Origin of the sequence: Escherichia sp. E2748, from assembly GCF_005781125.1 — a bacterium.
Taxonomy (GTDB): domain Bacteria; phylum Pseudomonadota; class Gammaproteobacteria; order Enterobacterales; family Enterobacteriaceae; genus Escherichia.
On sequence record NZ_VATP01000028.1, the window covers coordinates 1 to 23,225 of the forward strand.

Sequence of the window (23,225 nt, forward strand, 5' to 3'; positions counted from 1 at the left end):
AGTCATCTTACTTTTTTGATATCGCCTCGTTTGGTGCGAGGGGGGGGACTTGAACCCCCACGTCCGTAAGGACACTAACACCTGAAGCTAGCGCGTCTACCAATTCCGCCACCTTCGCCCAGTGCGAGCAATATCAACGTGGTTTTTGGTGCGAGGGGGGGGACTTGAACCCCCACGTCCGAAAGGACACTAACACCTGAAGCTAGCGCGTCTACCAATTCCGCCACCTTCGCATACCATCAATTCTTAAAAAAGAATTGCTACCACGGAGGCGCATTCTAGTGGTTTTCAGCTTTTCGTCAATAGTTAATTATCGCCTGATGTGTAATTGCTGGAAAAATGGCCATCAGCGGATTGTGGATAATTCGTTTGTCGGTCGGATAAAGCGTTCAGGCCGTACCCGCCACGACATGCAGGTACAGATGCCAGATGCGACGCTGACGCGTCTTATCTGGCCTACGGGTAACGTACATTGGTTGGATAAAGCGTTCAGGCCGCATCCAACACGACATGCGGCGACAGGTGCAAGATACTTAACCTTTCTTCGCCTGGCGGGTCATAATGGCGCGATACACCTTGAAGCGCCCGGTTTGCGCGATAACTTCATGGAAGCCAAATGTCTCATCCAGCACATCCGGATAAGGCAGGAAGGCGTTCGCTACAATTCGCAGCTCGCCGCCGCTGTTAAGATGACGCACCGCGCCGCGAATCAGCGTTTGCGCCGCATCCAGGCTGGTTTGCATCCCATCGTGGAACGGCGGGTTGGAGATGATCATATCAAAACGACCTTTCACTTCGGAAAAGACGTTGCTGGCAAAGACTTCACCTTCAACACCGTTGGCAGCAAGCGTCGCACGGCTGGCTTCTACCGCTGGCGCAGAGACATCGCACAGAGTGAGACGAATCTTCGGTGAGTGGCGCGCAAAGGCAACCGAAAGCACGCCCGCGCCACAGCCGACATCCAGCACTTTACCTTTGGTGTGCGGAGTTAACGTCGAGAGCAGCAACTGGCTACCGACATCCAGACCGTCGCGGCTAAACACGCCAGGCAGCGTTTTGACCGTCAGGCCATCGACGCTGTATTCGCCCCAGAATTTATCGGCATCAAATACCGGCTGTTTTTCCAGACGACCAAAATAGAGGCCACAGCGACGGGCGCTGTCTACCTTATTCAGCGGCGCATAATCGGCCAGCATCTGCTCGGCGCTGCGTACGCCGCTGCGGTTCTCGCCAACGACAAAAATATCCGTCCCCACCGGCAGCAGAGAAAGTAAATTCATCAACTGGAACTGGGCTTCTGGTTTATTCTTCGGCCAGTAGTAAATCAGCGTATCGCAATCTGCGACATCATCCGCTGTGGCGACCAGACTAAAACGGGCGTTATCCCCCATCTGGCGGCTTAACACCTGCCAGTGGTGGAATTGCTGGGTATGAGCACGGCTGGCCGCGGTATCTAAACGCGCGGGCAGGTCATCCTGTAAGTCTCCGGCAAACAGAATACGGCTTTGTTCGAAATCATCACTGTGACGCAGCAAGACTTCACTTGCCGGGGTAAATGCAGACATGGAATGCTCCTCAATTGATACTGGCGGCGATTATAGCCATATGTTGGCGCGGTATCGACGAATTTGCTATATTTGCGCCCCTGACAACAGGAGCGATTCGCTATGACATCCCGACGAGACTGGCAGTTACAGCAACTGGGCATTACCCAGTGGTCGCTGCGTCGCCCTGGCGCGTTGCAGGGGGAGATTGCCATTGCGATCCCGGCACACGTCCGTCTGGTGATGGTGGCAAACGATCTTCCCGCCCTGACCGATCCCCTGGTGAGCGACGTTCTGCGTGCATTAACCGTCAGCCCCGATCAAGTGCTGCAACTGACGCCAGATAGGATCGCGATGCTGCCGCAAGGCAGTCGCTGCAACAGCTGGCGGTTAGGTACTGACGAACCGCTATCACTGGAAGGCGCTCAGGTGGCATCACCGGCGCTCACCGAATTACGGGCAAACCCAACGGCACGCGCCGCGTTATGGCAACAAATTTGCACATATGAACACGATTTCTTCCCTCGAAACGACTGATTTACCAGCGGCTTTCCACATTGAACAACGCGCCCACGCCTTTCCGTGGAGTGAAAAAACGTTTGCCAGCAATCAGGGCGAGCGCTATCTCAACTTTCAGTTAACGCAAAACGGCAAAATGGCGGCGTTTGCGATTACGCAAGTGGTGCTGGATGAAGCTACATTGTTCAATATTGCGGTCGATCCCGACTATCAGCGTCAGGGGCTGGGAAGGGCGCTGCTGGAACATCTGATCGACGAACTGGAAAAACGCGGCGTGGCGACGCTATGGCTGGAAGTCCGTGCTTCAAACGCTGCCGCCATTGCCCTGTACGAAAGTTTAGGCTTTAACGAGGCGACGATTCGCCGCAATTACTACCCCACCACGGACGGTCGCGAAGACGCCATCATCATGGCGTTGCCAATCAGTATGTAAGACAAGGTGGAATAATGAAGTGGGACTGGATTTTCTTTGATGCCGATGAAACGCTGTTTACCTTTGACTCATTCACCGGCTTGCAGCGGATGTTTCTTGACTACAGCGTCACCTTTACCGCTGAAGATTTTCAGGACTATCAGGCCGTTAACAAGCCACTGTGGGTGGATTATCAAAACGGCGCGATCACTTCATTACAGCTTCAGCACGGGCGTTTTGAAAGTTGGGCCGAACGGCTGAACGTCGAGCCGGGTAAACTCAACGATGCCTTTATTAATGCGATGGCAGAAATCTGCACGCCGCTGCCGGGCGCGGTTTCCCTGCTTAACGCCATTCGTGGTAACGCCAAAATCGGCATAATCACCAACGGTTTTAGCGCCTTGCAGCAAGTGCGTCTGGAACGCACGGGCCTGCGTGATTACTTCGATTTGCTGGTGATTTCCGAAGAAGTTGGCGTTGCCAAACCGAATAAGAAAATTTTCGATTATGCGCTGGAACAGGCGGGCAATCCTGACCGTTCACGCGTGCTGATGGTTGGCGACACTGCCGAGTCCGATATTCTCGGTGGCATCAACGCCGGGCTTGCGACCTGCTGGCTGAATGCGCACAATCGCGAGCAACCAGAAGGCATCGCGCCCACCTGGACCGTCTCTTCGTTGCACGAACTGGAGCAGCTCCTGTGTAAACACTGATTGCCTCCCCCCCGTTGATGGGTAAAATAGCCGCAATTTTTCGTTTTCAACAAGCGCGGCGCGATGCCGCTTACTCAAGAAGAAAGAATTATGACGTTGTCTCCTTATTTGCAAGAGGTGGCGAAGCGCCGCACTTTTGCCATTATTTCTCACCCGGACGCCGGTAAGACTACCATCACCGAGAAGGTGCTGCTGTTCGGACAGGCCATTCAGACCGCCGGTACGGTAAAAGGCCGTGGTTCTAACCAGCACGCCAAGTCGGACTGGATGGAAATGGAAAAGCAGCGTGGTATCTCTATTACCACTTCTGTGATGCAGTTCCCTTATAAGGATTGCCTGGTTAACCTGCTCGACACCCCGGGGCACGAAGACTTCTCGGAAGATACCTATCGTACCCTGACGGCGGTGGACTGCTGCCTGATGGTTATCGACGCCGCAAAAGGTGTTGAAGATCGTACCCGTAAGCTGATGGAAGTTACCCGTCTGCGCGATACACCGATCCTCACCTTCATGAACAAACTTGACCGTGATATCCGCGACCCGATGGAACTGCTCGATGAAGTTGAGAACGAGCTGAAAATCGGCTGTGCGCCGATCACCTGGCCGATCGGCTGCGGCAAGCTGTTTAAAGGCGTGTACCACCTTTATAAAGATGAAACCTATCTCTATCAGAGCGGTAAAGGCCACACCATTCAGGAAGTCCGCATTGTTAAAGGGCTGAATAACCCGGATCTCGACGCAGCAGTCGGTGAAGATCTGGCACAACAACTGCGTGACGAACTGGAACTGGTGAAAGGCGCGTCTAACGAGTTCGACAAAGAGCTGTTCCTTGCGGGCGAAATCACCCCGGTATTCTTCGGTACTGCGCTGGGTAACTTCGGCGTCGATCATATGCTGGATGGCCTGGTGGAGTGGGCGCCTGCGCCGATGCCGCGTCAGACCGATACCCGTACCGTAGAAGCGAGCGAAGATAAATTTACCGGCTTCGTATTTAAAATTCAGGCCAACATGGACCCGAAACACCGCGATCGCGTGGCGTTTATGCGTGTGGTGTCCGGTAAATATGAAAAAGGCATGAAACTGCGCCAGGTGCGCACCGCGAAAGATGTGGTGATCTCCGACGCGCTGACCTTTATGGCGGGCGACCGTTCGCATGTTGAAGAAGCGTATCCGGGCGACATCCTTGGTCTGCACAACCATGGCACTATTCAGATCGGCGACACCTTTACCCAGGGTGAGATGATGAAGTTCACCGGTATTCCGAACTTCGCGCCAGAACTGTTCCGTCGTATCCGGCTGAAAGATCCGCTGAAGCAAAAACAGCTGCTCAAAGGGCTGGTACAGCTTTCCGAAGAGGGCGCGGTGCAGGTGTTCCGTCCGATCTCCAACAACGATCTGATCGTTGGTGCGGTTGGTGTGCTGCAGTTTGATGTGGTGGTATCGCGCCTGAAGAGCGAATACAACGTCGAAGCGGTGTATGAGTCAGTCAACGTCGCCACCGCTCGCTGGGTAGAATGCGCGGACGCGAAGAAATTCGAAGAGTTCAAGCGTAAGAACGAAAGCCAACTGGCGCTGGATGGCGGCGACAACCTCGCTTACATCGCTACCAGCATGGTCAACCTGCGCCTGGCGCAGGAGCGTTACCCGGACGTTCAGTTCCACCAGACCCGCGAGCATTAATTCTTGCCTCCAGGGCGCGGTATCCGCCGCGCCCTGTCAATTTCCCTTCCTTATTAGCCGCTTGCGGAAGGTTCTTAAAACATTAGCTTTTGCTTATGTTTGCGCGTTTTTTAGTCGATACGGCGAGCGGTTTCAAAATTGTGATCTATATTTAACAAAGTGATGACATTTTTGACGGCTTTAAATACCGATCAATACGTAGATATCAGTATTTAAAACCGTTAACTGTCATCCGATTGATATTAATAACTGATTCAGAGGCTGTAATGGTCGTTATTCATCACTCATCGCTTTTGTGATGGCGACCATTGACTTCTGTACAGGGTGAAGTCTCTCCCTTTCAGCAATGCAACCTCGTGTTGCCTGGCTCAAATTACGAGCAAACATACAGGAATAAATCGATGACTATGACAAGACTGAAGATTTCGAAAACTCTGCTGGCTGTAATGTTGACCTCTGCCGTCGCGACCGGCTCTGCCTACGCAGAAAACAGCGCGCAGACAACCAATGAAAGCGCAGGGCAAAAAGTCGATAGCTCTATGAATAAAGTCGGTAATTTCATGGATGACAGCGCCATCACCGCGAAAGTGAAGGCGGCCCTGGTGGATCATGACAACATCAAGAGCACTGATATCTCTGTCAAAACCGATCAAAAAGTGGTGACCCTGAGTGGTTTCGTTGAAAGCCAGGCCCAGGCCGAAGAGGCTGTGAAAGTGGCGAAAGGCGTTGAAGGCGTGACCTCTGTCAGCGACAAACTGCACGTTCGCGACGCTAAAGAAGGTTCTGTGAAGGGCTATGCGGGTGACACCGCCACCACCAGTGAAATCAAAGCCAAACTGCTGGCGGATGACATCGTCCCTTCCCGTCATGTGAAAGTTGAAACCACCGACGGCGTGGTTCAGCTCTCCGGTACCGTCGATTCCCAGGCACAAAGCGACCGTGCTGAAAGTATCGCCAAAGCGGTAGATGGTGTGAAAAGCGTTAAAAATGATCTGAAAACTAAGTAATTCGTCGTAATTCGTTCTCCCGAACTTTGTCGGGAGGCGCGATGTGCACCACACTAAAAATATCGCATTGAGTGATTTTCACGCTCATATCAAGCGGTGACATTAACTATGGTAAAGGAGACGCTTATGTTTCGTTGGGGCATCATATTTCTGGTTATCGCGTTAATCGCCGCCGCACTTGGGTTTGGTGGTCTGGCCGGTACCGCTGCAGGCGCAGCTAAAATTGTCTTTGTCGTCGGGATTATTCTGTTCCTGGTGAGTTTGTTTATGGGCCGAAAACGACCCTAGATTTCAAACTATTAAGAAAATTTTATACAAGGCCAGTCCAGCGGACTGGCTTTTGCGGTTTTAGTGAATAATAAATTGCGTTACTTTGTCAGTCTTTCACAACAAAAACAGGAAGGCAGAGGTGGGGCAGCGAATACCTGTAACGCTTGGTAATATTGCGCCGTTGTCGCTAAGGCCGTTCCAGCCTGGACGAATTGCTCTGGTGTGCGAAGGCGGCGGGCAGCGTGGAATTTTCACGGCTGGTGTGCTGGATGAGTTTATGCGCGCGCAGTTTAATCCTTTCGATCTTTATCTCGGCACATCTGCCGGGGCGCAGAACCTTTCGGCATATATCTGCAATCAGCCCGGTTACGCGCGCAAAGTCATCATGCGCTATACCACAAAACGCGAATTTTTCGATCCAGTGCGCTTTGTACGTGGAGGAAATCTTATCGATCTCGACTGGCTGGTGGAGGCCACCGCAAGCCAGATGCCGTTGCAAATGGACACCGCCGCGCGGCTGTTTGACAGCGGTAAATCCTTTTATATGTGTGCCTGTCGTCAGGATGACTACGCGCCGAATTACTTTTTACCAACCAAACAAAACTGGCTGGATGTGATTCGCGCCTCCAGTGCGATACCTGGTTTTTATCGTAGCGGAGTGTCGCTGGAAGGCATTAACTACCTGGATGGTGGGATCAGTGATGCGATTCCGGTTAAAGAGGCGGCAAGGCAGGGAGCAAAAACGTTGGTCGTCATCCGCACCGTGCCGTCACAAATGTACTACACGCCGCAGTGGTTCAAGCGTATGGAACGCTGGCTGGGTGACAGTAGCCTGCAGCCGCTGGTCAATCTGGTGCAGCATCATGAAACCAGCTATCGTGACATTCAGCAGTTTATTGAGAAACCACCGGGCAAGCTGCGGATATTCGAAATTTATCCGCCGAAGCCATTGCATAGTATTGCGCTCGGTAGTCGGCTTCCGGCACTGCGCGAAGACTATAAACTTGGGCGTTTATGCGGTCGTTATTTCCTCGCCACGGTTGGCAAGCTATTAACTGAAAAAGCGCCGCTTACCCGCCATCTGGTGCCAGTGGTGACACCGGAATCGATAGTCATTCCGCCTGCGCCAGTCGCCAACGATACGCTGGTTGCCGAAGTGAGCGACGCTCCGCAGGCGAACGACCCGACATTTAACAATGAGGATCTGGCTTGATTTGCCGTTTTATCGACACCCACTGCCATTTTGATTTCCCGCCGTTTAGCGGCGATAAAGAGGCCAGCCTGCAACGCGCGGCACAAGCGGGCGTAGGCAAGATCATTGTTCCGGCAACCGAGGCGGCAAATTTTGCCCGCGTGCTGGCACTGGCGGAAAATTATCAGCCACTGTATGCCGCATTGGGCTTGCATCCGGGTATGTTGGAAAAACATAACGATGCATCGCTGGATCAGTTACAGCAGGCGCTGGAAAGGCGTCCGGCGAAGGTGGTGGCGGTGGGGGAGATCGGTCTGGATCTCTTCGGCGATGATCCGCAATTTGAGAGGCAGCAGTGGTTGCTCGACGAACAACTGAAACTGGCGAAACGCTACGCTCTGCCGGTGATCCTTCATTCACGGCGCACGCACGACAAACTGGCGATGCATCTTAAGCGTCACGATTTGCCGTGCACTGGCGTGGTTCACGGTTTTTCCGGCAGCTTGCAGCAGGCCGAACGGTTTGTACAGCTGGGCTACAAAATTGGCGTAGGCGGTACTATCACCTATCCACGCGCCAGTAAAACCCGCGATGTCATCGCAAAATTACCGCTGGCATCGTTGTTGCTGGAAACCGACGCGCCGGATATGCCGCTCAACGGTTTTCAGGGGCAGCCTAACCGCCCGGAGCAGGCTGCCCGTGTGTTTGCTGTGCTTTGCGAGTTGCGTCCGGAACCTGCGGATGAGATTGCCGAAGTGTTGCTTAATAACACGTATGCGGTGTTTAACGTATGTGGGTAGTTTGTCTTTCGTGTCGGATAAGGCGTTCACGCCGCATCCGGCAGTCGGTGCATAATGCCAGATGCGACGCTGACGCGTCTTATCATGCCTGGAGGCCTGTGCCGATCCGTAGGCCGCATCCGGCATGTCACAAATACAGCGCCGGAAATATCAACCGGCTCACCCCGCGCTCCCGTAACGCATCAGCCAACGGCTCAACGTCTTCCGGCGTGGCGCTCGCCCAGCTTTGCGCCTCGCCATACACGCCGTGGGCATGAAACGCGTTCAGGCGAACCGGAACATCGCCAAGTCCCTTGATAAACGCCGCCAGCTCATTGATGTGTTGCAAATAATCCACCTGGCCAGGGATTACCAGCAAACGCAGTTCCGCCAGCTTGCCGCGCTCTGCCAGCAAACAGATGCTGCGCTTAATCTGCTGATTATCGCGTCCGGTTAGCTGTTGATGGCACGCGCTCCCCCACGCTTTGAGATCGAGCATCGCGCCGTCGCAAACCGGGAGTAATTTTTCCCAGCCGGTTTCGCTCAACATACCGTTACTGTCCACCAGACAGGTGAGGTGGCGCAGTTGCGGATCATTTTTGATAGCAGTAAACAGCGCCACCACAAACGGCAGCTGGGTCGTGGCTTCGCCGCCGCTCACCGTTATCCCTTCAATAAACAGCACCGCTTTGCGGACATGGCTAAGCACCTCATCCACGCTCATGGATTGCGCCATTGGCGTGGCATGCTGCGGACACATCTTCAGGCAGGTATCACATTGCTCGCAGACCATAGCGTTCCACAGCACTTTGCCGTCAACAATCTGCAACGCCTGATGCGGACACTGTGGCACGCACTCTCCGCAATCATTACAGCGCCCCATCGTCCACGGATTGTGACAATTTTTGCAGCGCAGATTGCAGCCCTGCAAAAACAGAGCCAGACGACTGCCTGGCCCGTCAACGCAGGAGAAGGGGATAATCTTACTGACTAAAGCGCATCTGCTGTTCATGGCTTATCACGCGCGGCTGGCGTTCCAGAATACGAGTGTTACGTGCGGCCTCTTCGCCCAGCCAGGTGGTGTTGGTGCGTGAACCTTCGGCGCGATATTTTTCTAAATCCGACAAACGCACCATATAACCGGTAACGCGAACCAGATCGTTACCGCTGACATTGGCGGTAAACTCACGCATTCCGGCTTTAAAGGCACCGAGGCAAAGCTGTACCAGCGCCTGCGGATTACGTTTGATGGTTTCATCGAGCGTCAGAATGTCGCTGATGCCGGAATAATAATAAGCATGATGCGGGGCGACAGTTTGCAGATGGGTGATCGGATCTGGCTCATCGCCATACGGCAAGCGTGCGCCCGGCGTGGTGCCGATATCAGAACTGATCCCCGACTGTGCGTGCAACATGGCGCGTTTTTGCCAGCCATATTTCACAGGGGTATTGGCGACAAACTCCGCCAGTTGCGCGCTGATGCGATAACCCACTTCATTTGCAGCGGTTTCTTTACCGTAGCGCGCGGCAATCCCTTCTTTCTCGCACAGCAAGTTAACCGCTTCCGCCAGCCCATACATGCCAAACATTGGCACAAAACGTTCAGGGTTAATCAGCCCTTCTTTCACCAGGAAGCTATTCTCAAAGAAGTGTGATTGTTGATAGAGGAATTCACACCGCGCATCGATGATGGCGATCTGCTGTTGGCAGTAGTGCGGTAGAGTGCGCGTAAAGAAGTCTTCCAGCGATTCACTGCGCTCGGCAATGGCTTTCAGGTTAAGGCGCACCAGCGTGCTGCCACCCCCCGCCAGCGGCAGTGAGTTGTAACAGCTCACAATCCCGTAGCCCCCTTTTGTGAAAATTTTATCATGCACCGGACCGTTGGCGATGTGCGGTTTGCTACATTCACAGATGTTTTTCGCCACTTCCAGCAGCAGGTCATCAGGGGTAATTTCAGGATCGTAGATAAAGGTCAGGTTCGGTGAAACCTGCTTCAGCTCTGCGTCTGCGCGTAAAATCGCTCGGGTAATAGGCGAGTCAGACGGGCCGATATTGGCGTGCATAAAGGCGTCTGGCAGGGTTCTGTCGAGGTAACGCCAGAAACGTTTTATTCGAATGTCGATCTCGTCTTGTGTTAGAATTCTAACATACGGCTGCAACAACGCATCCAGCTGCCCCAGGTAGACCGGCATCGATGTGACCGAAGGGACATGATGATAAAGAATGGTCAACAGAGAGAGCGCGTCATCAAGATCTTTCGCGCCTTCCAGCTCCAGCCATTCGGAACCGTTCGCCAGAAAACGGGCGTAATCGGGTAAGACATAGCGCGGTTTGTACGGCGCATGACCTTCAAACATATCGCAGATTACGCCTTCATCCAGCGCGCGGCAGGCTTCGGCAGGCAGCTGCGGATAAGGCAGATTGTTTTCTGCTTCAAGCGCCAGAAAATGGCGTTTCTGCTCCGGACTAAGCACCGGGCTTGTGACAATTTGCTGGCAACGTTGTTGCAGTGCAATCTCGTGAGAAGTGGGCATCTTCTTTTCCTTTTATGCCAAAGGTGATGCGCCATTGTAAGAAGTTTCGTGATGTTCACTTTGATCCTGATGCGTTTGTCACCACCGGTGCATTCATTTGAAAGTGAATTATTTGAACCAGATCGCATTACCGTAATGCAAATTTGTAAGTAGATTTTCTTAATTGTGATGTATATCGAAGTGTGTTGCGGAGTCGATGTTAGAATACTAACAAACTCGCAAGGTGAATTTTATTGGCGACAAGCCAGGAGAATGAAATGACTGATCTGAAAACAAGCAGCCTGCGTGCACTGAAATTGATGGACCTGACTACCCTGAATGACGACGACACCGACGAGAAAGTGATCGCCCTGTGTCATCAGGCCAAAACTCCGGTCGGCAATACCGCTGCTATCTGTATCTATCCTCGCTTTATCCCGATTGCTCGCAAAACGCTGAAAGAGCAGGGCACCCCGGAAATCCGTATTGCTACGGTAACCAACTTCCCACACGGTAATGATGACATTGAAATTGCGCTGGCAGAAACCCGTGCGGCAATCGCCTACGGTGCTGATGAAGTTGACGTGGTGTTCCCGTACCGTGCGCTGATGGCGGGCAACGAGCAAGTTGGTTTTGATCTGGTGAAAGCCTGTAAAGAGGCTTGCGCGGCGGCGAACGTACTGCTGAAAGTGATCATCGAAACTGGCGAACTGAAAGACGAAGCGCTGATCCGTAAAGCGTCTGAAATCTCCATCAAAGCCGGCGCTGACTTCATCAAAACCTCTACCGGTAAAGTGGCTGTGAACGCGACGCCGGAAAGCGCGCGCATCATGATGGAAGTGATCCGCGACATGGGCGTAGAAAAAACCGTTGGTTTCAAACCGGCGGGCGGCGTGCGTACTGCGGAAGATGCGCAGAAATATCTCGCCATCGCAGATGAACTGTTCGGTGCTGACTGGGCAGATGCGCGTCACTACCGCTTTGGCGCTTCCAGCCTGCTGGCAAGCCTGCTAAAAGCGCTGGGCCACGGCGACGGTAAGAGCGCCAGCAGCTACTAAGTAAGATGCTTTGCGCCTGATGCGCTGCACTTATCCGGCCTACGAGACGTATCATCCGTAGGCCGGATAAGGCGTAGACGCATCCGGCAAAAGCCGCCTCATACTCTTTTCCACGGGAGGTTACCTTGTTTCTCGCACAAGAAATTATTCGTAAAAAACGTGATGGTCATGCGCTGAGTGATGAAGAAATTCGTTTCTTTATCAACGGCATTCGCGACAACACTATCTCCGAAGGGCAGATTGCCGCTCTCGCGATGACCATTTTCTTCCACGATATGACGATGCCGGAGCGTGTCTCGCTGACCATGGCGATGCGAGATTCAGGAACCGTTCTCGACTGGAAAAGCCTGCATCTGAATGGCCCGATTGTTGATAAACACTCCACCGGTGGCGTCGGCGATGTGACTTCGCTGATGTTGGGGCCGATGGTCGCTGCCTGTGGCGGCTATATTCCGATGATCTCCGGTCGCGGCCTCGGTCATACTGGCGGTACGCTCGACAAACTGGAATCCATCCCTGGTTTCGACATCTTCCCGGATGACAACCGTTTCCGCGAAATTATTAAAGACGTCGGCGTGGCGATTATCGGCCAGACCAGCTCACTGGCTCCGGCGGATAAACGTTTCTACGCGACCCGTGATATTACCGCAACCGTGGACTCCATCCCGCTGATCACTGCCTCGATCCTGGCGAAGAAACTGGCGGAAGGTCTGGATGCGCTGGTGATGGACGTGAAAGTGGGTAGCGGCGCGTTTATGCCGACCTACGAACTCTCTGAAGCCCTTGCCGAAGCGATTGTTGGCGTGGCTAACGGCGCTGGCGTGCGCACCACCGCGCTGCTCACCGATATGAATCAGGTGCTGGCCTCCAGTGCAGGTAACGCGGTTGAAGTACGTGAAGCGGTGCAGTTCCTGACGGGTGAGTATCGTAACCCGCGTCTGTTTGATGTCACGATGGCGCTGTGCGTGGAGATGCTTATCTCCGGTAAACTGGCGAAAGATGACGCCGAAGCGCGCGCAAAATTGCAGGCGGTGCTGGACAACGGTAAAGCGGCAGAAGTCTTTGGTCGTATGGTGGCAGCACAAAAAGGCCCGACCGACTTCGTTGAGAACTACGCGAAGTATCTGCCGACAGCGATGCTGACGAAAGCAGTCTATGCTGATACCGAAGGTTTTGTCAGTGAAATGGATACCCGTGCGCTGGGAATGGCAGTGGTTGCGATGGGCGGCGGTCGCCGTCAGGCATCTGACACCATCGATTACAGCGTCGGCTTTACTGATATGGCGCGTCTGGGCGACCAGGTAGACGGTCAGCGTCCGCTGGCGGTTATCCACGCGAAAGACGAAAACAGCTGGCAGGAAGCGGCGAAAGCGGTGAAAGCGGCAATTAAACTTGCCGATAAAGCACCGGAAAGCACACCAACTGTCTATCGTCGTATCAGCGAATAACGGTATACTGATCTGATCATTTAAATTTGAAGCACTGAGTACGGAGAACATATGAAACGTGCATTTATTATGGTGCTGGACTCATTCGGCATCGGCGCTACAGAAGATGCAGAACGCTTTGGTGACGTCGGGGCTGACACCCTGGGTCATATCGCAGAAGCCTGTGCCAAAGGCGAAGCTGATAACGGTCGTAAAGGCCCGTTGAATCTGCCAAATCTGACCCGTCTGGGGCTGGCGAAAGCACATGAAGGTTCTACCGGTTTCATTCCGGCAGGAATGGACGGCAACGCTGAAGTTATCGGCGCGTACGCATGGGCGCACGAAATGTCATCCGGTAAAGATACCCCGTCCGGTCACTGGGAAATCGCCGGTGTCCCGGTTCTGTTTGAGTGGGGATACTTCTCCGATCACGAAAACAGCTTCCCGCAAGAGCTGCTGGATAAACTGGTTGAACGCGCTAACCTGCCAGGTTACCTCGGTAACTGCCACTCTTCCGGTACGGTCATTCTGGATCAGCTGGGCGAAGAGCACATGAAAACCGGCAAGCCGATTTTCTATACCTCCGCTGACTCCGTGTTCCAGATTGCCTGCCATGAAGAAACTTTCGGTCTGGATAAACTCTACGAACTGTGTGAAATCGCCCGTGAAGAGCTGACCAACGGCGGCTACAACATCGGTCGTGTTATCGCTCGTCCGTTTATCGGCGACAAAGCCGGTAACTTCCAGCGTACCGGTAACCGTCACGACCTGGCCGTTGAACCGCCAGCACCGACCGTATTGCAAAAACTGGTTGATGAAAAACACGGCCAGGTGGTTTCTGTCGGTAAGATTGCGGACATCTACGCTAACTGCGGTATCACTAAGAAAGTGAAAGCGACTGGTCTGGACGCGCTGTTTGACGCCACTATCAAAGAGATGAAGGAAGCGGGTGATAACACCATCGTCTTCACCAACTTCGTAGACTTCGACTCTTCCTGGGGCCACCGTCGCGATGTCGCAGGCTATGCTGCGGGTCTGGAACTGTTCGACCGCCGTCTGCCGGAACTGATGTCTCTGCTGCGCGATGACGACATCCTGATCCTCACTGCTGACCACGGTTGTGATCCGACCTGGACCGGTACTGACCACACGCGTGAACACATTCCGGTACTGGTTTACGGCCCGAAAGTAAAACCGGGTTCGCTGGGTCACCGCGAAACCTTCGCGGATATCGGCCAGACTCTGGCAAAATATTTTGGTACTTCTGATATGGAATATGGCAAAGCCATGTTCTGATGGATTTGGGCGGAGCGTTGACTCCGCCTTTGTTATGTCACAAAAAGGATAAAACGATGGCTACCCCACACATTAATGCAGAAATGGGCGATTTCGCTGACGTAGTTTTGATGCCTGGCGACCCGCTGCGTGCGAAGTATATTGCTGAAACTTTCCTTGAAGATGCTCGTGAAGTGAACAACGTTCGCGGTATGCTGGGCTTCACCGGTACTTACAAAGGCCGCAAAATTTCCGTAATGGGTCACGGTATGGGTATCCCGTCCTGCTCCATCTACACCAAAGAACTGATCACCGATTTCGGCGTGAAGAAAATTATCCGCGTAGGTTCCTGTGGCGCTGTTCTGCCGCACGTAAAACTGCGTGACGTGGTGATCGGTATGGGTGCCTGCACCGATTCCAAAGTTAACCGCATCCGTTTTAAAGATCATGACTTCGCGGCTATCGCTGACTTCGACATGGTGCGTAACGCAGTAGATGCAGCTAAAGCCCTGGGCGTTGATGCTCGCGTTGGTAACCTGTTCTCCGCTGACCTGTTCTACTCTCCGGACGGCGAAATGTTCGACGTGATGGAAAAATACGGCATCCTCGGCGTGGAAATGGAAGCGGCTGGTATCTACGGCGTGGCTGCAGAGTTTGGTGCCAAAGCACTGGCTATCTGCACCGTGTCTGACCACATCCGTACTCACGAGCAGACCACTGCTGAAGAGCGTCAGACCACCTTCAACGACATGATCAAAATCGCACTGGAATCCGTTCTGCTGGGCGATAAAGAGTAATTGTGTTTCGCTGAAAGGCGATTGCCTTGTGAAGCCGGAGCGGGAGACTGCTCCGGCTTTTTAGTATCTATTCATCAATAGCAACTGATTTATAGATTTACTATTATTTTTCATATGGATAGGAAATCAAATCCATTCAAGTATCTATTCACGAATCTATTCATTTATGTTCAACCGTCATCCAGTAAGGGCATATCAGCAACTCTGGCGGACAACCATAAATTCCTGCCATTTTGCTTTTGATATTTGAGCTAAGCCGTTCCGTCTTTTCGATCCGTTTTAGAGAATTAATCGAGATACCTAACATTTTACTTACTTCAGCAAGCGATAATTTATGCCTGATACGCACGGCGGCTAGCCAGGATATACCCTGGCTGAACATTAAATTGATAATCTCCCGTTCCTGGTTCTCCAGATCGATCATATTTCCTTCCCTGGATATTTTAATGAGCGAGTTACCGTACCGCCCCCGCTATCCACGCCGACAACTCCCGTAGCTCTTTTTCCTGTTCAGGGAAGTCGACCAGCAGCGCTTCGCACTCCTGTTGCAGCATATCCGCGCGGTAAAGACAGCCTTGCAGCCGCCCGGCGAGAGCTTCCAGCGGCGCGGGGTTAAGGCTGTCGGTAAACACCTGGGCGCGGGTGATATGGCCTTTTTCAACGTCGAAATGCAGTTCTACGCCGCCCCAGGTAAAGCGTTCGTCCAGCAGATGCGAGAACGCCGGAGCCTGACCGAAGTTCCACTCCCAGCTACTCTGGCGGGCAAAGGTTTCGGCGAAGTTCGGCAAGTCTGGCGTTTTGTCCGGGGAGATGATTTCCGCTTCCACGCGCTCGCCATAATGGGCGAAAAAGGCCTCGGTTATGGCCTCGCAAACCTGCTCATGGGTAATTCCCGGTAGCAGCTCGGTCAGATTGGTCACGCGGGAACGTACTGAAGTAATGCCTTTCGCCGCCAGTTTCTTTTTATCCGGATTGAGATAGTTTGCCAGGCGGCTGAGGTCGGCATTGAGCAGCAAGGTGCCATGGTGGAAACCGCGATCCTTGGTTTCGCGATAGGCCGAGCCTGAGACTTTGCGGTCACCTTCGGCGGTTTTCACCACCAGATCGTTGCGCCCGGAAGCTTCTGCGGTGACGCCGAGCGCGTTCAGCGCATTAAGCACAATCTCCGTGGAGATGGTTTTATCGTACTCCGGCTTGCCAGCCATAAAGGTAAAGCAGGTATTGCCGAGATCGTGGAACACCGCGCCGCCACCGCTGCTGCGCCGTGCCAGGCGGACGTTATCTTCTTCCATTCGTCGGGTATTACACTCTTTCCACGGGTTTTGCGCACGACCAATCACTACCGTGTCGGCATTGCGCCAGAGAAACAGAACGCGCTGCGTGGCGGGCATCTGGCGAAAAATACACTCTTCCACCGCCAGGTTAAACCACGGATCGTAAGAGTCAGAGATGAGCAGGCGTAATGTGGACATAACGATTTCCTTTCTTGTAGTAATGGGTCACTCTTTTTTCTCGCTTTCTTCCTCTTCCGGTACCGGTTTGCTGGCGGTTAACAGGAAGGGCGATTGCTGCCAGCGGGTACGTTTACCCTGCAACAGTGTGCGAGTCAGCACCACGCCGATTGCCAGCGAGAGCAGCAGCATCAGGCGTAGAATATTGGTGGTGTTATCCACCTGTTTGGCTTCGGTGGCGAGCGTATGGGTATCGAGCGTGAGGCGCAGATAGCCGAGCGGTCCATTTTTCCCCTTAATCGGTTCGACAATCTGCTGGTTAAAATAGCCACCTGCTTTTTTACCGTCGAGCGCCAGTCGGTCGCGCACCTCGACGCTTTCGCCTGCGCGGGCGATAAGATCGCCTTGTTCGTCATACACACCCGCGTCGAGGATGCGACTTTCGTCCGTCAACTGATCGAGGATCGCCCGAATGCGTTTTTCATCAGGTGAGTTGGTACGCATCAGCGGCGCAACGTTCAGGGTTACCTGATGCGCCAGGGTACGGGCCAGTTCTTCCAGCTGTGGATTACGCTGTCGCTGGTGGTTTTGACTAAACCATGATGCTCCCTGCATTAGTGCGACTAACAACGCGAGACAGAACAGGACAATCACTGCCCGATGCAGCCGGAATTTTAGTTTTGTGCGAGCCATATTCCACCCGTTGAAAATTTGAGACTTAATGTTGCCAGAAGCAATGGATACAAGGTAGCCTCATGCGTTATTTTCCCTGCTTCGAACGATTTTACAGGAGCCTTAATGCCTAACATTACCTGGTGCGACCTGCCTGAAGATGTCTCTTTATGGCCGGGTCTGCCTCTTTCATTAAGTGGTGATGAAGTGATGCCACTGGATTACCACGCAGGTCGTAGCGGCTGGCTGCTGTATGGTCGTGGGCTGGATAAACAACGTCTGACCCAGTACCAAAGCAAACTGGGCGCGGCAATGGTGATTGTTGCCGCCTGGTGCGTGGAAGATTATCAGGTGATTCGTCTGGCAGGTTCACTCACCGCCCGGGCTACGCGCCTGGCCCACGAGGCGCAGCTAGATGTCGCGCCGCTGGGGAAAATCCCGCACCTGCGCACGCCGGGTTTGCTGGTGATGGACATGGACTCCACCGCCATCCAGATAGAATGTATTGATGAAATTGCCAAACTAGCCGGAACGGGCGAGATGGTGGCGGAAGTGACCGAACGGGCGATGCGCGGCGAACTCGATTTTACCGCTAGCCTGCGTAGCCGCGTGGCGACGCTGAAAGGCGCTGACGCCAATATTCTGCAACAGGTGCGTGAAAATCTGCCGCTGATGCCAGGCTTAACGCAACTGGTGCTGAAGCTAGAAACGCTGGGCTGGAAAGTGGCGATTGCCTCCGGCGGCTTTACCTTCTTTGCTGAATACCTGCGCGACAAGCTGCGATTAACCGCCGTGGTAGCCAATGAACTGGAGATCATGGACGGTAAATTTACCGGCAATGTGATCGGCGACATTGTGGACGCGCAGTACAAAGCGAAAACCCTGACCCGGCTGGCGCAGGAGTATGATATTCCGCTGGCGCAAACCGTGGCGATTGGCGATGGTGCCAACGACCTGCCGATGATCAAAGCGGCAGGGCTGGGGATTGCCTACCATGCCAAGCCAAAAGTGAATGAAAAGACGGAAGTCACCATCCGTCACGCTGACTTGATGGGGGTATTCTGCATCCTCTCTGGCAGCCTGAATCAGAAGTAATTGCTCGCCCGCCATCCTGCGGGCGGCACAGTATTAACGAGGTACACCGTGGCAAAAGCTCCAAAACGCGCCTTTGTTTGTAATGAATGCGGGGCCGATTATCCGCGCTGGCAGGGGCAGTGCAGTGCCTGTCATGCCTGGAACACCATCACCGAGGTGCGTCTTGCTGCGTCGCCAACGGTGGCGCGTAACGAGCGTCTGAGTGGCTATGCCGGTAGCGCCGGAGTGGCTAAAGTCCAGAAACTCTCCGATATCAGCCTTGAAGAGCTGCCGCGTTTTTCCACCGGATTTAAAGAGTTCGACCGCGTATTAGGCGGCGGCGTTGTGCCGGGAAGCGCCATTCTGATTGGCGGTAACCCAGGTGCCGGGAAATCCACGCTGCTACTGCAAACGCTGTGCAAACTGGCGCAGCAGATGAAAACGCTGTATGTCACCGGCGAAGAGTCGCTGCAACAGGTGGCAATGCGTGCTCATCGCCTTGGCCTGCCGACCGACAATCTCAATATGTTGTCGGAAACCAGCATCGAGCAGATCTGCCTGATTGCCGAAGAAGAGCAACCGAAGCTGATGGTAATTGACTCGATCCAGGTGATGCATATGGCGGATGTTCAGTCATCGCCAGGCAGCGTGGCGCAGGTGCGTGAAACAGCGGCTTATCTGACGCGCTTCGCCAAAACGCGCGGTGTGGCGATTGTCATGGTGGGGCACGTAACCAAAGATGGTTCGCTGGCTGGCCCTAAAGTGCTGGAACACTGTATCGACTGTTCGGTGCTTCTGGACGGCGATGCCGACTCCCGTTTTCGCACCTTGCGCAGCCATAAAAACCGCTTCGGCGCGGTGAATGAGCTGGGCGTATTTGCGATGACCGAACAGGGGCTGCGTGAAGTCAGCAACCCTTCAGCCATCTTTTTAAGCCGTGGCGATGAAGTGACCTCTGGTAGTTCAGTGATGGTGGTATGGGAAGGAACGCGTCCACTGCTGGTGGAGATTCAGGCGCTGGTCGATCACTCGATGATGGCGAATCCACGCCGCGTGGCGGTAGGTCTGGAGCAAAACCGTCTGGCGATCCTGTTGGCGGTGCTGCACCGTCACGGCGGCCTGCAAATGGCCGATCAGGATGTGTTTGTGAACGTGGTCGGCGGCGTGAAGGTAACCGAAACCAGTGCCGACTTAGCGTTACTGCTGGCGATGGTTTCCAGTCTGCGTGACAGACCGCTACCGCAGGATCTGGTGGTGTTTGGTGAAGTCGGGCTGGCAGGGGAGATCCGCCCGGTGCCCAGCGGCCAGGAACGAATCTCAGAAGCGGCGAAACACGGTTTTCGCCGGGCGATTGTTCCGGCGGCTAACGTACCGAAAAAAGCGCCGGAAGGGATGCAGATTTTTGGCGTTAAAAAACTCTCCGACGCGCTTAGCGTGTTCGACGACTTATAATGAGAGATACGGAGGGAGATATGTCGTCATTTGATTACCTGAAAACTGCCATCAAGCAACAGGGCTGCACGCTACAGCAGGTAGCTGATGCCAGCGGTATGACCAAAGGGTATTTAAGCCAGTTACTGAATGCCAAAATCAAAAGCCCCAGCGCGCAAAAGCTGGAGGCGTTGCACCGTTTTTTGGGGCTTGAGTTTCCACGGCAGAAGAAAACGATCGGCGTTGTATTCGGTAAGTTCTACCCACTGCATACCGGACATATCTACCTTATCCAGCGCGCCTGTAGCCAGGTTGACGAGCTGCATATCATTATGGGCTTTGACGATACCCGTGACCGCGCGTTGTTCGAAGACAGTGCCATGTCGCAGCAGCCGACCGTGCCGGATCGTCTACGCTGGTTATTGCAAACCTTTAAGTATCAAAAAAACATTCGTATTCATGCCTTTAACGAAGAGGGCATGGAGCCGTATCCGCACGGCTGGGATGTGTGGAGTAACGGCATCAAAAAGTTTATGGCTGAAAAGGGGATCCAGCCGGATCTGATCTATACCTCGGAAGAAGCCGACGCGCCGCAGTATATGGAACATCTGGGGATCGAAACAGTGCTGGTCGATCCGAAACGCACCTTTATGAGTATCAGCGGTGCGCAGATCCGCGAAAACCCGTTCCGCTACTGGGAATATATTCCTACCGAAGTGAAGCCGTTTTTTGTGCGCACCGTGGCGATCCTCGGTGGTGAATCGAGCGGTAAATCCACCCTGGTAAACAAACTCGCCAATATCTTCAATACCACCAGTGCGTGGGAATATGGTCGTGATTATGTCTTTTCACACCTCGGCGGCGATGAGATTGCATTACAGTATTCCGACTACGATAAAATCGCACTGGGTCACGCACAATATATTGATTTTGCAGTGAAATATGCCAATAAAGTGGCGTTTATCGACACCGATTTCGTGACAACTCAGGCGTTCTGCAAAAAGTACGAAGGACGTGAGCATCCGTTCGTGCAGGCGCTGATCGATGAATACCGTTTTGATCTGGTGATCTTGCTGGAGAACAACACTCCGTGGGTGGCGGATGGTTTACGCAGCCTCGGCAGTTCGGTGGATCGCAAAGAGTTCCAGAACTTGCTGGTGGAGATGCTGGAAGAGAACAATATCGAATTCGTGCGGGTTGAAGAGGACGATTACGACAGCCGTTTCCTGCGCTGCGTGGAGCTGGTGCGGGAGATGATGGGGGAGCAGGGATAAGACCCAATGCCTGATGCGACGCTTACCGCGTCTTATCAGGCCTGCTGTTTCGCAACGTATTGAAATCGCTGAGTTTGTTGGCCGGAAAAGGCGTTTACGCCGCATCCGGCATTCGGTGCTCAATGCCTGATGCGACGCTTACCGCGTCTTATCAGGCCTGGAGTTTCGCAACGTATTGGAATCGCTGGTTTTGTAGGCCGGATAAGGCGTTTACGCCGCATCCGGCATTTTACGCATTACTTCGCAATACGCTTGTACTTGATACGCTTCGGCTCCAGCGCGTCTGCGCCCAGCGTGCGTTTCTTGTACTCTTCGTACTCGGTAAAGTTACCTTCGAAGAACTCAACTTTACCCTCATCCTGGTAATCCAGAATGTGCGTGGCGATACGGTCGAGGAACCAACGGTCGTGCGAGATAACCATCGCGCAGCCCGGGAACTCCAGCAGGGCGTTTTCCAGCGCGCGCAGGGTTTCGATATCCAGGTCGTTGGTTGGTTCGTCGAGCAGCAGCATGTTGCCGCCAACCTGCAGCAGCTTCGCCAGATGCAGACGACCGCGCTCACCACCGGAAAGTTCGCCAACGCGTTTACCCTGATCAACCCCTTTAAAGTTAAAGCGGCCAACGTAGGCGCGGCTTGGCATCTCGGTGTTACCGATCTTCATGATATCCAGCCCGCCGGAAACTTCTTCCCAAACGGTTTTGCTGTTATCCATTGAGTCACGGAACTGATCAACAGACGCCAGTTTCACCGTTTCACCTAAAGTGATGGTGCCGCTGTCCGGCTGTTCCTGACCGGAGATCATACGGAACAGGGTCGATTTACCCGCGCCGTTCGGACCGATGATCCCGACGATTGCCCCTTTCGGGATCGAGAAGCTCAGGGAGTCAATCAGCAGGCGATCGCCGTAGGATTTACGCAGGTTGCTGACTTCCAGCACTTTATCGCCCAGACGCGGTCCAGGTGGAATAAACAGTTCGTTGGTTTCGTTACGTTTCTGATATTCGGTGCTGTTCAGCTCTTCAAAGCGTGCCAGACGTGCTTTACCTTTCGACTGACGGCCTTTAGTACCCTGACGTACCCACTCCAGCTCTTTCTCGATCGACTTACGACGCGCCGCTTCTTGAGAAGCTTCCTGCGCCAGACGCTGATCTTTTTGCTCCAGCCAGGAGGAGTAGTTGCCTTCCCACGGAATACCTTCACCGCGGTCCAGTTCGAGGATCCAGCCCGCAACGTTATCGAGGAAGTAACGGTCGTGGGTAATCGCCACAACGGTGCCTTCGAAGTCGTGCAGGAAGCGTTCCAGCCAGGCCACGGATTCGGCATCCAGGTGGTTGGTCGGTTCGTCGAGCAGCAGCATGTCTGGTTTTTCCAGCAGCAGACGGCACAACGCCACGCGACGACGCTCACCACCGGAGAGGTTAGCGATTTTCGCGTCCCAGTCCGGCAGACGCAGCGCATCCGCCGCACGCTCCAGCTGTACGTTCAGGTTATGACCGTCGTGAGCCTGAATGATCTCTTCCAGACGGCCCTGTTCAGCGGCCAGTTTGTCAAAATCGGCATCCGGATCGGCATACAGCGCGTACACTTCATCCAGACGTTTCAGGGCGTTAACCACTTCAGAAACGGCTTCTTCAATGGATTCACGCACGGTGTGTTCCGGGTTCAGCTGCGGCTCTTGCGGCAGGTAACCAATCTTGATGTCTGGCTGCGGACGCGCTTCACCTTCGATGTCTTTATCAATGCCCGCCATAATGCGCAGCAGGGTGGACTTACCGGCGCCGTTCAGGCCCAGGACACCAATTTTTGCCCCAGGGAAGAAACTCAGAGAGATGTTTTTCAAAATATGACGTTTCGGCGGAACAACTTTGCCGACACGATGCATGGTATAAACGAATTGAGCCACGTTGGACTTCGCCTCTATGTTTATCGTGATGATGAGTTTTCAAAGGCGAAGTGTAGCCTTTTTCCCCGCCTAATCCCAGTTGGTCGATCACCTTCGCAGTATACTCGTCATACTTCAAGTTGCATGTGCTGCGCTTACGCTCGCTCACCCCAGTCACTTACTTCTGTAAGCTCCTGGGGACTCACTCACTTATCGCCTTCCTGCAACTCGAATTATTTAGAGTATAAAAGTAA

At 53.6% G+C, this 23,225-nt stretch carries 22 protein-coding genes and 2 tRNA genes; 15 read left to right on the forward strand and 9 right to left on the reverse strand.

Features of this window, described 5'->3' with window-relative positions; all coding sequences use genetic code 11:
• Window positions 1–31: 31 nt before the first annotated feature.
• The 3 genes from FEK42_RS19285 to rsmC all read right to left on the reverse strand — a co-directional run bounded on the left by FEK42_RS19285 (window position 32) and on the right by rsmC (window position 1,565).
• A tRNA-Leu gene (locus FEK42_RS19285) sits at window positions 32–118 on the reverse strand.
• A gap of 28 nt (window positions 119–146) precedes the next feature.
• A tRNA-Leu gene (locus tag FEK42_RS19290) sits at window positions 147–233 on the reverse strand.
• Between the two features lie 300 nt (window positions 234–533).
• Window positions 534–1,565 (reverse strand): 16S rRNA (guanine(1207)-N(2))-methyltransferase RsmC, encoded by a 1,032-nt coding sequence (rsmC, locus tag FEK42_RS19295; RefSeq protein ID WP_001272323.1) that lies wholly within the window; start codon window positions 1,563–1,565, stop codon window positions 534–536.
• Between the two features lie 102 nt (window positions 1,566–1,667).
• Here rsmC and holD point away from each other — a divergent pair, with 102 nt between their 5' ends.
• The 8 genes from holD to FEK42_RS19335 all read left to right on the forward strand — a co-directional run bounded on the left by holD (window position 1,668) and on the right by FEK42_RS19335 (window position 8,137).
• Window positions 1,668–2,081 (forward strand): DNA polymerase III subunit psi, encoded by a 414-nt coding sequence (gene holD, locus FEK42_RS19300; RefSeq protein WP_130204768.1) that lies wholly within the window; start codon window positions 1,668–1,670, stop codon window positions 2,079–2,081.
• Window positions 2,050–2,496: a ribosomal protein S18-alanine N-acetyltransferase gene (rimI, locus tag FEK42_RS19305; RefSeq protein WP_001092450.1), complete on the forward strand. Its 447-nt coding sequence runs from the start codon at window positions 2,050–2,052 to the stop codon at window positions 2,494–2,496. Before holD ends, rimI begins: the two co-directional genes overlap by 32 nt.
• Before the next feature lie 14 nt (window positions 2,497–2,510).
• A complete protein-coding gene (yjjG, locus tag FEK42_RS19310) occupies window positions 2,511–3,188 on the forward strand; it encodes a pyrimidine 5'-nucleotidase (protein WP_000870705.1) in 678 nt (225 codons plus the stop codon).
• A 90-nt stretch (window positions 3,189–3,278) separates the two neighbouring features.
• Window positions 3,279–4,868 carry a peptide chain release factor 3 gene (gene prfC / locus FEK42_RS19315; RefSeq protein WP_130204770.1) on the forward strand — a complete coding sequence of 530 codons (1,590 nt, stop codon included), beginning with the start codon at window positions 3,279–3,281 and terminating at the stop codon, window positions 4,866–4,868.
• A gap of 401 nt (window positions 4,869–5,269) precedes the next feature.
• The gene (osmY, locus tag FEK42_RS19320; protein WP_112035949.1) at window positions 5,270–5,875 is read left to right on the forward strand and encodes a molecular chaperone OsmY; all 606 of its coding nucleotides are present in this window, start codon (window positions 5,270–5,272) and stop codon (window positions 5,873–5,875) included.
• Window positions 5,876–6,001: 126 nt separating this feature from the next.
• Window positions 6,002–6,163, forward strand: coding sequence for a DUF1328 family protein (locus FEK42_RS19325; protein ID WP_000490275.1), 162 nt, complete (start codon window positions 6,002–6,004; stop codon window positions 6,161–6,163).
• A 121-nt stretch (window positions 6,164–6,284) separates the two neighbouring features.
• Complete coding sequence (locus tag FEK42_RS19330; RefSeq protein WP_130204772.1) at window positions 6,285–7,358, forward strand: patatin family protein; 1,074 nt, start codon at window positions 6,285–6,287, stop codon at window positions 7,356–7,358.
• Window positions 7,355–8,137 carry a metal-dependent hydrolase gene (locus FEK42_RS19335; protein WP_135491884.1) on the forward strand — a complete coding sequence of 261 codons (783 nt, stop codon included), beginning with the start codon at window positions 7,355–7,357 and terminating at the stop codon, window positions 8,135–8,137. Before FEK42_RS19330 ends, FEK42_RS19335 begins: the two co-directional genes overlap by 4 nt.
• A gap of 127 nt (window positions 8,138–8,264) precedes the next feature.
• Here the strand turns inward: FEK42_RS19335 and FEK42_RS19340 are convergent, their stop codons facing one another.
• Both FEK42_RS19340 and FEK42_RS19345 read right to left on the reverse strand, forming a co-directional pair.
• Window positions 8,265–9,128 carry a YjjW family glycine radical enzyme activase gene (locus tag FEK42_RS19340; RefSeq protein ID WP_135491885.1) on the reverse strand — a complete coding sequence of 288 codons (864 nt, stop codon included), beginning with the start codon at window positions 9,126–9,128 and terminating at the stop codon, window positions 8,265–8,267.
• A complete protein-coding gene (locus FEK42_RS19345; protein ID WP_138211929.1) occupies window positions 9,100–10,650 on the reverse strand; it encodes a YjjI family glycine radical enzyme in 1,551 nt (516 codons plus the stop codon). Before FEK42_RS19345 ends, FEK42_RS19340 begins: the two co-directional genes overlap by 29 nt.
• Before the next feature lie 257 nt (window positions 10,651–10,907).
• Between FEK42_RS19345 and deoC the strand changes: the two genes are divergently transcribed.
• The 4 genes from deoC (at window position 10,908) to deoD (ending at window position 15,186) form a co-directional block, all read left to right on the forward strand.
• Window positions 10,908–11,687 carry a deoxyribose-phosphate aldolase gene (deoC, locus tag FEK42_RS19350; protein WP_088544469.1) on the forward strand — a complete coding sequence of 260 codons (780 nt, stop codon included), beginning with the start codon at window positions 10,908–10,910 and terminating at the stop codon, window positions 11,685–11,687.
• Between the two features lie 125 nt (window positions 11,688–11,812).
• Window positions 11,813–13,135 (forward strand): thymidine phosphorylase, encoded by a 1,323-nt coding sequence (gene deoA / locus FEK42_RS19355; protein ID WP_000477811.1) that lies wholly within the window; start codon window positions 11,813–11,815, stop codon window positions 13,133–13,135.
• Between the two features lie 51 nt (window positions 13,136–13,186).
• Window positions 13,187–14,410: a phosphopentomutase gene (gene deoB, locus FEK42_RS19360; protein ID WP_000816471.1), complete on the forward strand. Its 1,224-nt coding sequence runs from the start codon at window positions 13,187–13,189 to the stop codon at window positions 14,408–14,410.
• A 56-nt stretch (window positions 14,411–14,466) separates the two neighbouring features.
• Window positions 14,467–15,186, forward strand: a complete 720-nt coding sequence (deoD, locus tag FEK42_RS19365) for a purine-nucleoside phosphorylase (protein ID WP_000224878.1) — start codon at window positions 14,467–14,469, stop codon at window positions 15,184–15,186.
• A gap of 160 nt (window positions 15,187–15,346) precedes the next feature.
• Here deoD and FEK42_RS19370 read toward each other — a convergent pair whose 3' ends face one another.
• From FEK42_RS19370 to FEK42_RS19380, 3 genes are read right to left on the reverse strand one after another with little or no spacing between them, the layout of a single operon-like run.
• Window positions 15,347–15,610 (reverse strand): helix-turn-helix transcriptional regulator, encoded by a 264-nt coding sequence (locus FEK42_RS19370; RefSeq protein ID WP_130217528.1) that lies wholly within the window; start codon window positions 15,608–15,610, stop codon window positions 15,347–15,349.
• 31 nt (window positions 15,611–15,641) lie between these two features.
• Window positions 15,642–16,658, reverse strand: coding sequence for a lipoate--protein ligase LplA (lplA, locus tag FEK42_RS19375; protein WP_135385079.1), 1,017 nt, complete (start codon window positions 16,656–16,658; stop codon window positions 15,642–15,644).
• 27 nt (window positions 16,659–16,685) lie between these two features.
• Window positions 16,686–17,330, reverse strand: a complete 645-nt coding sequence (locus tag FEK42_RS19380) for a YtjB family periplasmic protein (RefSeq protein ID WP_130204786.1) — start codon at window positions 17,328–17,330, stop codon at window positions 16,686–16,688.
• A gap of 105 nt (window positions 17,331–17,435) precedes the next feature.
• Here FEK42_RS19380 and serB point away from each other — a divergent pair, with 105 nt between their 5' ends.
• The 3 genes from serB to nadR are packed head-to-tail and all read left to right on the forward strand — an operon-like array spanning window position 17,436 to window position 21,088.
• Window positions 17,436–18,404, forward strand: a complete 969-nt coding sequence (gene serB, locus FEK42_RS19385) for a phosphoserine phosphatase (RefSeq protein ID WP_130204788.1) — start codon at window positions 17,436–17,438, stop codon at window positions 18,402–18,404.
• A gap of 48 nt (window positions 18,405–18,452) precedes the next feature.
• On the forward strand, window positions 18,453–19,835 hold the full coding sequence (radA, locus tag FEK42_RS19390; RefSeq protein ID WP_001029698.1) for a DNA repair protein RadA: 1,383 nt from the start codon (window positions 18,453–18,455) through the stop codon (window positions 19,833–19,835).
• Between the two features lie 20 nt (window positions 19,836–19,855).
• Window positions 19,856–21,088: a multifunctional transcriptional regulator/nicotinamide-nucleotide adenylyltransferase/ribosylnicotinamide kinase NadR gene (gene nadR / locus FEK42_RS19395; protein ID WP_000093812.1), complete on the forward strand. Its 1,233-nt coding sequence runs from the start codon at window positions 19,856–19,858 to the stop codon at window positions 21,086–21,088.
• Between the two features lie 236 nt (window positions 21,089–21,324).
• Here the strand turns inward: nadR and ettA are convergent, their stop codons facing one another.
• Complete coding sequence (ettA, locus tag FEK42_RS19400; protein WP_000046754.1) at window positions 21,325–22,992, reverse strand: energy-dependent translational throttle protein EttA; 1,668 nt, start codon at window positions 22,990–22,992, stop codon at window positions 21,325–21,327.
• Between the last annotated feature and the right edge of the window lie 233 nt (window positions 22,993–23,225).

Bases quoted from the DNA above. Each gene is read 5' to 3' on its own strand.
- rsmC (WP_001272323.1), bottom strand. From the start codon at position 1,565: ATGTCTGCATTTACCCCGGCAAGTGAAGTCTTGCTGCGTCACAGTGAT.
- lplA (WP_135385079.1), bottom strand. From the start codon at position 16,658: ATGTCCACATTACGCCTGCTCATCTCTGACTCTTACGATCCGTGGTTT.
- FEK42_RS19370 (WP_130217528.1), bottom strand. From the start codon at position 15,610: ATGATCGATCTGGAGAACCAGGAACGGGAGATTATCAATTTAATGTTC.
- prfC (WP_130204770.1), top strand. From the start codon at position 3,279: ATGACGTTGTCTCCTTATTTGCAAGAGGTGGCGAAGCGCCGCACTTTT.
- osmY (WP_112035949.1), top strand. From the start codon at position 5,270: ATGACTATGACAAGACTGAAGATTTCGAAAACTCTGCTGGCTGTAATG.
- rimI (WP_001092450.1), top strand. From the start codon at position 2,050: ATGAACACGATTTCTTCCCTCGAAACGACTGATTTACCAGCGGCTTTC.
- serB (WP_130204788.1), top strand. From the start codon at position 17,436: ATGCCTAACATTACCTGGTGCGACCTGCCTGAAGATGTCTCTTTATGG.
- FEK42_RS19325 (WP_000490275.1), top strand. From the start codon at position 6,002: ATGTTTCGTTGGGGCATCATATTTCTGGTTATCGCGTTAATCGCCGCC.
- FEK42_RS19380 (WP_130204786.1), bottom strand. From the start codon at position 17,330: ATGGCTCGCACAAAACTAAAATTCCGGCTGCATCGGGCAGTGATTGTC.
- deoD (WP_000224878.1), top strand. From the start codon at position 14,467: ATGGCTACCCCACACATTAATGCAGAAATGGGCGATTTCGCTGACGTA.
- nadR (WP_000093812.1), top strand. From the start codon at position 19,856: ATGTCGTCATTTGATTACCTGAAAACTGCCATCAAGCAACAGGGCTGC.
- FEK42_RS19345 (WP_138211929.1), bottom strand. From the start codon at position 10,650: ATGCCCACTTCTCACGAGATTGCACTGCAACAACGTTGCCAGCAAATT.
- FEK42_RS19340 (WP_135491885.1), bottom strand. From the start codon at position 9,128: ATGAACAGCAGATGCGCTTTAGTCAGTAAGATTATCCCCTTCTCCTGC.
- deoC (WP_088544469.1), top strand. From the start codon at position 10,908: ATGACTGATCTGAAAACAAGCAGCCTGCGTGCACTGAAATTGATGGAC.
- deoB (WP_000816471.1), top strand. From the start codon at position 13,187: ATGAAACGTGCATTTATTATGGTGCTGGACTCATTCGGCATCGGCGCT.
- yjjG (WP_000870705.1), top strand. From the start codon at position 2,511: ATGAAGTGGGACTGGATTTTCTTTGATGCCGATGAAACGCTGTTTACC.
- holD (WP_130204768.1), top strand. From the start codon at position 1,668: ATGACATCCCGACGAGACTGGCAGTTACAGCAACTGGGCATTACCCAG.